The 8,100-nt window shown below is 69.5% G+C and carries 7 protein-coding genes; 4 read left to right on the top strand and 3 right to left on the bottom strand.

Translation table 11 applies throughout. The annotated features are described in order from the left end of the window. On the top strand, positions 1 to 336 hold a 336-nt coding region (locus tag D183_RS0114545), incomplete at its 5' end, for a thiamine phosphate synthase (protein WP_017909644.1). 302 nt (positions 337 to 638) lie between these two features. Here the strand turns inward: D183_RS0114545 and D183_RS0114540 are convergent. From D183_RS0114540 to D183_RS0114530, 3 genes are all read right to left on the bottom strand, one after another. Then, positions 639 to 1,256, bottom strand: coding sequence for a DUF4124 domain-containing protein (locus tag D183_RS0114540; protein WP_026144490.1), 618 nt, complete (start codon positions 1,254 to 1,256; stop codon positions 639 to 641). Positions 1,257 to 1,421: 165 nt separating this feature from the next. Next, entirely contained in the window at positions 1,422 to 2,264 is an 843-nt protein-coding gene (gene metF / locus D183_RS0114535) for a methylenetetrahydrofolate reductase [NAD(P)H] (RefSeq protein ID WP_017909642.1), read from the bottom strand. A gap of 121 nt (positions 2,265 to 2,385) precedes the next feature. Beyond that, positions 2,386 to 3,756: an alpha-amylase family protein gene (locus D183_RS0114530; protein ID WP_026144489.1), complete on the bottom strand. Its 1,371-nt coding sequence runs from the start codon at positions 3,754 to 3,756 to the stop codon at positions 2,386 to 2,388. A 333-nt stretch (positions 3,757 to 4,089) separates the two neighbouring features. Between D183_RS0114530 and D183_RS0114525 the strand changes: the two genes are divergently transcribed. The 3 genes from D183_RS0114525 to D183_RS0114515 all read left to right on the top strand — a co-directional run. After that, positions 4,090 to 5,010, top strand: a complete 921-nt coding sequence (locus D183_RS0114525; protein ID WP_017909640.1) for a M14 family metallopeptidase — start codon at positions 4,090 to 4,092, stop codon at positions 5,008 to 5,010. 246 nt (positions 5,011 to 5,256) lie between these two features. Beyond that, positions 5,257 to 5,814, top strand: a complete 558-nt coding sequence (locus tag D183_RS0114520; RefSeq protein ID WP_026144488.1) for a DUF3228 family protein — start codon at positions 5,257 to 5,259, stop codon at positions 5,812 to 5,814. A 510-nt stretch (positions 5,815 to 6,324) separates the two neighbouring features. Continuing rightward, positions 6,325 to 8,100 (top strand): PDC sensor domain-containing protein (locus D183_RS0114515; RefSeq protein ID WP_017909638.1); only part of this gene is annotated, 1,776 nt, incomplete at its 3' end.

Raw genomic sequence — 8,100 nt, 5'->3', positions numbered from 1 at the left:
CACCTGGGCGGGGAGCAGCTGCCGCAGTGGCAGGCGCGCCCGTTGCCGGCCGGGCAGGCCGTGGCGGCGTCCTGTCATACCGTTGAAGAATTGCAGGCGGCGCAGCGCATCGGCTGCGATTTCGCGGTGGTCGGGCCGCTGGCCCCCACCGCCAGCCACCCAGGCGCCGCGCCGCTGGGCTGGGAGGCGTTCGAGCGCCTGCGCGAGCAGGTCGCCCTGCCGATCTATCCGATCGGCGGCCTGGCGTCGACGCACGTCGCCGAGGCGCGCCGCCATGGCGGCCAGGGCATCGCCGCGATCCGCGGGCTGTGGCCGCTGGCGGCCGATGTGGCGTGAGTGGGGCGACAGCAACCGCTCCCCTGGTCAACTGTCATGCAGCCGCGAAACGCGAAGTGGCGTGCTTCCGATGGCGCAATGCGTCGGGACTGAAGTCCCTCCCACAGTGTCCGACGAGGCTGGCGCCGCTCCTGGGCGGGGGGAGCCGCGTACGAGGGAACCGCTGTTGCGGTTCCCGAATCCCGAATCCCCAATCCCGGCTCCACCGCGTCGCTGCTGAAGCCGATCCTACAGGTGACGCAGTGCGCGCGCAGGGAGCCGCTTTCGCGATTCCCCAATCCCCATTCCCCATTCCCGGCTCCTCAGAAACTGATCCAGAAGCAGTCGTACTGCCGGCGCAGGTCCAGCACGGTGGAGGCGGGGGTGATGCTGCCGGCGAGGGTCTGCTGCAGACGCAGGCCGGTCGGATGCGGGCGCGATGGTGCCTCGCCACCATCGGCATCCGCCGCGGCCGACGTGGCCGTTGTCGCGGACGCGGCTGTCGACGACGTACCGGCTGCGGGAGCGGTCGTCCCGCCGGTCTCCGGCAACACCGGCACGATCGCCACCAAGGGGCGGCGCACGATCGCCTCCAGACGGTCGAAGATGCGCTGCGCGCCGTCGTCGGAGACGCCGTTCCACCAGTACAGTGCCGATAGCCGGTTGACGTCGCGGGCGTCCACGGCACTGCGGATCTGCTGGACCAGCACGCTGAGCCGGCGCACGCACTGCGGCGGCGCCAGGCCGCGAGCGGCGCTGCCGACATTGCCGGGCGCCGCCGGTGGCGGTAGCCGGTCGATCGCGCCGACGTCCTCGCAGCGGCGATCGCTGAACACGGTGGTGCCATCGGGTCCGCTGCAGCGGTTCACCCGCTGCGCCATGGCAGGCGGCGCGAACACGCATAGGCACAGGAGCAGCAATATAGGCGGAAGGGCGCGCATCGGCGCAGCGTAGCCGCAGCTGGTGTGACCGCGGAGCGAATGCCTTACGAGCGCTGGGATTCGGGATTGGAGATTGGGGATTCGCCAAAGCGAGGCGGCGCGCCGCTGTTACCAATCTCTAATCCCGAATCCCCAATCCCAGAGTTCGGCCAGCGGCCGCGACACTCAGCCGGCGGCGACGTCGCCGCGCAGACGTGCCAGGACGTTGGTGGTGGGCTTGGCCAGGTTGAGCGTATAGAAATGCAGCCCGGGGGCGCCGCCGTCGACCAGGCGTTGGCACAAGGTGGCGACCACGTCGGCGCCGAACTCGCGGATGGCCTCGGCATCGTCGCCGTAGGCCTGCATGCGCTTGCCGATCCAGCGCGGGATTTCCGCGCCGCACTGCTCGGAGAAACGCCGCAGCTGGCTGAAGTTGGAGATCGGCATGATGCCGGGCACGATCGGGATCTGCACGCCGAGCTTGCGCACCGCGTCGACGAAGTGGAAGTAGGCGTCGGCGTTGTAGAAGTATTGGGTGATGGCGGCATCGGCGCCGGCATCGACCTTGGCCTTGAAGTGGCGCAGGTCGCTGAGCGCGTCGTGGGCCTGCGGGTGCGTCTCCGGATACGCGCCCACTTCCAGATGGAAGGCGTCGCCGTGCTCGGCGCGGATGAAGGCGATCAGGTCGGCGGCATAGCGCAGGTCGCCGGGGTGGCCCATGCCCGACGGCAGGTCGCCACGCAGCGCGACCAGGCGGCGGCAGCCGATGGCGCGGTACAGCTTGAGCAGCTCGCGGATCTCCTCGCGGCTGCCGCCCACGCAGGACAGATGCGGCGCGGCCTCGAAACGGTGGTGCTGCTTGAGGTGGCGCACGGTCTCGGAGGTGTAGCTCAGGGTTGAGCCGCCGGCGCCGAAGGTGCAGGAGACGTACTCCGGGGCGTAGGCCTTGAGCCGTGCGGCGGTGCGGTCGAGCTGCGCGCGCTGTTCATCGGTCTTGGGCGGATAGAACTCGAAGCTGATGGCGGTCATGGGCGCAACGCAGCGGGCGGTGTGGCGAGTATATCTCTTCATCCGGATGGATGTGCAAGAAGTCGTGGCCGCGCGCTCCCCGCGCGGCGCGCCGGTGGGCGCGCCGCGTCCGCTCCCTGGCTCAGCGCTTCCACATCCGCGCCTGCCGCGGCGGCAGACTGAAGGTGTAGCTGCCGCTGGAAATACGCACCACGCTGCCGGAACCCAGCGCATCGGTGTAGTCGACGTTCCAGCGCAATACGCTGCCGTTCATCGGTACCGCGGCGGTGACGGTATTGCCGCACTTGTTGATGCCGACGATGCCCAGGTCGCCGCGGCGGAACAGCAGGTAGCAGGCGCCGTGCGCCAGCACCTGCATGTCGCGGCCCTGCGCGGCGTTGTGGAAGCCGACCATGCGCTTGAGGTCGTCGCGCTGGTAGGCGTTGACCCAGCGGTTGTCGCCGCTTTCGTTGTTGTCCGAGTACACCATCGGCACGCCGCCGTCGCGGCCGAGCAGGTAGGCGTAGGCCAGGGTCTCGTCGACCGGGTCCATGATCGCGTAGCGGAAGCCGGCGTTGTTGGGGATGTCGTGGGTGATGGCGAAAGTCACCGCGCGCGCACCGGGCAGCGCCTGGCCGTAGGCGCCCGGATCCACCAGCAGGTCCATGCTGCCGCCGTAGGCGAAGGCGTTGCGCACCGAGTTGAACAGCGGGAAGTCGTAGGCCGCGTGCGGGGTGGCCTGCAGGTACGGCGCCAGGAACTGGTCGTAGTCGGAATTGCCGCTGCCGCCGCCGGTGATCACCTCGCCGAACACCATCACCCCGGAGCGCACCTGCGCATCGAGCACCTTGTTCAGATGGTCGAAGGTCATGTGTTTGGCCGCATCGATGCGGAAACCGGTCACGCCCAGCGCCTTCAACGCCAGCAGGTAGTTGCGCTGCTGCTGCACCACCCAGTCGTTGCCGACCAGATCCGGCAGGCCGGGATCGTTGCCGCCGCCGCAGATGCGGTAGGTGCGCACCTGGTAGGGATCGTTGTAGTTGGTGATGCACTGCGCCGGGCCGAAATCGTTGGCGCTGAGGAAATTTTGCGAGAGGTCGCCGAACAGTCGCAGCGACGCATAGCGCTGCGGGTTGGCGGCGTACTGGCCGAGCACCGCGCTGGCCGGGTAGTTCAGGTCCGAGCGCGTGGCCGCTTCGTTGGCCATGTGGTTGAGCACCACGTCGGCATAGGTTTCCACGCCCACCGCCTTCAGCGCCTGCACCATGCTGGCGAAGGCGTCGGTGTCGCCGAGCGGGTTGTCGATCAGACGCATGTCCTGCGGCTGGTAGCGCGCCCACCAGGCGTCGCCCTGCGAGCGGTAGGCCGGCGCCACCAGCACCTTGCGGTAGCCGGCGGCGGCGATCTGCGCGGCACGCGCTTCCACGGTGGCGTAGGGCCAGTTGAAGGCATGCAGGATGACGTCGGCCTGGGCGCTGGCGGTGGCCAGGAGCAGCAGCAGGCCGACCAGCAGGCTGCGCCAGCGGTGCAGGTGCAGCAGACGATTTGCAGCGGATGGGACGCGCATCGTTCGATCTCCTCGGTGCGTGGGCGCAGGCAGGACGCCTGCAGGACAGGGATATGACGTCGCCGCGGGGCTGGCGTGCGGCCGGAGGATGCTAAGCGCGCATCGCGGCGCAACATGCGCGCGCTACATACGTATTCATGGCGACAGGGTACGAAAGCGGGATCGGCATCCGTTTCCGCTCGGAAGCGCCGTGCGCGCTGCATTCATGGCACATGTCGCATCGCGGCCCACGCGCTTTGCTACAGTCGCCGCCCTCACCTGTCGACGCGGAGCCGCACCATGACCAGCGCAGCCTTCTATCCGATCGGGACCCCCGGCGTGCCCTGGGGCGCCGCCGAGAAGGCGGCCTGGCTGGCGGGTCAGCCGCGCCGGCGCAGCTACCAGGACGAGGTGGTCGCTGCCATCGAAGGACTGCGCGGGCATTGGGAGGTGGTCGCGTACGGGGAACTGGCGTACGCGCAGGAGCGCTATCCGCTGCTGGCCTTGCGCAGCCGCAACTGGGACGACGCCTTGCCGTGCATGCTGGTCACCGGCGGCGTGCATGGTTACGAGACCAGCGGCGTGCACGGCGCGCTGCAGTTCGCCCAGCAGCATGCCGGGGACTACGCCGGCCGCGCCAACCTGCTGGTGGCGCCGTGCGTGAGCCCGTGGGCGTACGAGCGCATCCACCGCTGGAACGCCGATGCGCTGGATCCCAACCGTTCGTTCCGCGCCGACAGCCCGGCGCAGGAATCGGCCGCGCTGCTGCGCCTGGTGGCGCCGCTACGCGATCGGGTGCGCATGCACATCGACCTGCACGAGACCACCGACAGCGACGAGTCCGAATTCCGGCCGGCGCTGGCCGCGCGCGATGGCATCGCCTACGCGCCGGGCGGCATTCCCGACGGTTTCTACCTGGTCGGCGACAGCGAGAACCCGCAGCCCGCGTTCCAGCAGGCGGTGCTGGCCGCAGTCGCACAGGTCACCCATATCGCGCCGGCCGACGCCGCCGGCGAACTCATCGGCACGCCGCTGGCGGCGCCGGGGGTCATCAACTACCCGGTGAAGCGGCTGGGTCTGTGCGCAGGCATCACCGACGCGCGCTACACCACGACCACCGAGGTGTATCCGGACAGCGCCAGCGCCACGCCGCAGCAGTGCAACGCCGCGCAGGTGGCGGCGGTACGCGCGGCGATCGACTACGCCTTGGCGCATCCGTAGTCGCCAGGTGGATGCACGATTTGCAGGACACCTGTCACGCAGCCGCGACGAGCGACGCCCGCTGGGTACCCAACCTTGCACGGCGTCGGGACTGAAGTCCCTCCCACAGTGCACCCAGTCGAGGTATCGCAAGTTCCGCTGAGCGCTGTTCCGCATGGCCTTGCGCCACCGGCTGCGACGGCGGCAGCGGTGGGCACCGACCCTGCCGCGCGCTACGCTTGTGGGCCCTCGTTTGCCATGTACCCCATGTCCATCGTCCTCACGCCGTTTGCCCGCACGCGTCTGTTCCCGCGCGATGGCCGCCGCAATGCGATCCAGGACTGCACGCCCGAGCAGTTCGAGCAGCACCTCAACGCGCACACGCCGCTGCAGGTGCTGGACGGCTACGCACCGTTCTGCAAGTTGCACGTGCACCGCAACTGGACCTCGACGCGCTGCCTGACCGTGCCGATCACCGACGCCAACCGGCGCCTGCTGCGTTCGGGCTACGAGGCGCGCAGCCGTGAAGAGCTGCCGGTCCTGGTGCGCTGGTTCGAAGGGGGCGAGCCGCCGGTGGCCGAGTACCTGCTGCCGATCCTCTACAGCCGCGAACAGCTCGCGCACGAGGGCGCGCCGATCGAGGCGGACTGGGGCGTGGTCGGTTGCCTGTATACCGCCGAGCCGCAGGAGATCCCGATGGCGCCGATCACCATGCTGCGCAATGCGCTGGGCGTGGAGGAGGGCGGCTCGGGCGTGCCGCTGGATCGCGACGCCTATCGGCGCAGCGTGGCGTTCTGGGAGCACAACGCCAACTGGCGGCCGTAAGCGCGGTCAGACACGGTCCGCGCCAGTGACCTCGCCGGACACCCATCGCGGTGCGTGCGGCGGCGGTGTGTGCGCCGCATGTTACCGCGCGCAGGCGTGATCGCTCCGGACGCGGTCACGCAGTCGCGCAGCCGTCTTCACGCATCCCTGCATGTTGCCGCCGCCGGCCCGCCGTGCTGCATCCGTGCACGCGCTTGTGCACTGGCGCATAAGTGCTGAACAGAACTGCGCGCTGCCGCGCGTTCTCGCCGCGACGCCCTGTCCGTTCATCGGCATGACGCGCAACGACTATCAAGTTTGCGGACGGCGGGACGATAGCGAGAGGGTGGGTCGCCATGCAGCGGCGCCGGGACGCAATGTCCGGCCGCGCATCGTGGCCCGGTGGGGAAGGCGCCTCGGGCAGGTCATCGGCAGCGGACACGGCGCACTCGTGCCGCGCGCCGTGGCGGGCTGCCGCGTGGGGGCGTTCCCCGCGACCGTATTCCCTCCCCCCTTGCCAAGGAAGTCGTCATGTCCACTCCGTCGCCGCAGCGCCGTCGCGGCAGCGTCGCCAAACGCCTGATGCTCGGTACCGGCCTGCTTGCGCTGGCCTGCTTCGGCCTGACCGCCATGATCATCTACTGGCGCAGCAGCGAGGCGTTGCTGTCGACCTCGCGCACCAGCATCGAGAACCTGGCGCAAGTGGAGGCGCAGCGGGTGTCGCGCGAAATCGGCGTGGCCTTCGACGCCAGCGACGCGCTGGCTAACAGCTTCCGCGTGCAGCACGCCGCCGGTCTGTCGCGCGCCACCGCCACCGCGGTGCTGCGCAGCCAGCTCGACGCGCATCCGCAGTGGCTGGGCATCAGCACCATGTGGGAGCCGGACGCCTTCGACGGCAACGACAAGGCCTTCGTCGGCACCGAGGGCCATGACGCCACCGGCCGCTACATGACCTGGTGGTCGCGGCAGAACGGCAAGCTGGTGCGCGAGGCGCTGCGCGACTACGAGAAGCCGGGCGACGGCGACTGGTACCTGCTGGCGCGCAACACGCACAAGCCGGTGGTGATCGAGCCCTACTACTACCCGGTGGCCGGCAAGGACACGCTAATGACCACGCTGGCCACGCCGATCCTGGAGAACGGCCGCTTCCTGGGCGTGGTCACCGTCGACTTCACCCTCGATACCCTGCAGCAGCGCATCGCCGCGCTGCGGCCGATGGGCGAGGGCCATGCCAGCCTGCTGTCGCCGTTGGGCATGGTGATGGCCAGCCGCGATCCGCAGCAGGTCGGCAAGACCCGCAGCGATGCCTGGTCCAAGGACATGCTGGCGCGCGTGGCCAAGGGCCAGGTGGTGTTCGACCACCGCCGCGCCGACGGCGAGGATGCGTTGAACGTGTTCGTGCCGCTGAAGATCGGCGATGCGCCGCAGACGTTCGCGCTTGGCGTCTCGGTGCCGTACGCGCTGGTCATGGCCAAGGCGCGTGCACTGTTGTGGACCATCGTCGCGGTCGGCCTGCTCTCGGCGTTGTTGCTGAGCGGCGCGCTGTACCTGCTGCTGCGCCGGCAGGTGCTCGACCCGCTGGCCGAGGCCGTGCGGGTGTCTTCGGCAGTCGCCGCCGGGCGCCTGGACAGCCAGGTCCGGCATCGCCGCGACGACGAGCTGGGCCAGTTGCTGGATGCGATGGGCAGCATGCAGACGCAGTTGCAGGCGGTGATGCAGGCGCAGGCGGAGATGGCGCAGCGCCACGACGCCGGCGAGATGAGCTACCGGATGGACGCCGAACGTTTCCCCGGCGAGTACGGACGCATGGTCCATGGCACCAACGCGCTGGTGGCCGCGCACGTGGACGTGCAGCGGCGCCTGGTCGAGGTGATGTCGCAGTACGCGATCGGCAACATGCAGGTGGACATGGAACCGCTGCCGGGCGAGAAGGCCGCGATCACCGAGGCGATGCGCACCACCAAGCGCAGCCTGCAGGCGATCAACCAGGCCATCACCGAACTGGCGCAGGCCGCGGCTTCCGGCGATTTCTCCCGGCGTGGCGACGCCGAGCGCTTCCAGTACGACTTCCGCGGCATGGTGGTCGGGCTGAACCGGCTGATGGAGTTGACCGAAGGCAACCTCTCGGCCTTGTCGGCGCTGTTGCGTGCCGTGGCCCAGGGCGACCTCACCGCGCGCATGCACGGCGAATTCCACGGCGTATTCGCGCAGATGCGCGACGATGCCAATGCCACGGTAGAACAGCTGACCGGCATCGTCGGCCGCATCCAGCAGGCCACCACCGCGATCAACTCCGCCGCCAGCGAG

Origin of the sequence: Xanthomonas sp. SHU 199 (genome assembly GCF_000364665.1) — a bacterium.
Classification (GTDB): Bacteria; Pseudomonadota; Gammaproteobacteria; order Xanthomonadales; family Xanthomonadaceae; genus Xanthomonas_A; species Xanthomonas_A sontii.
The sequence above is the reverse complement of the archived record's forward strand: the minus strand, read 5'-3'. Positions and strand labels throughout refer to the sequence as shown.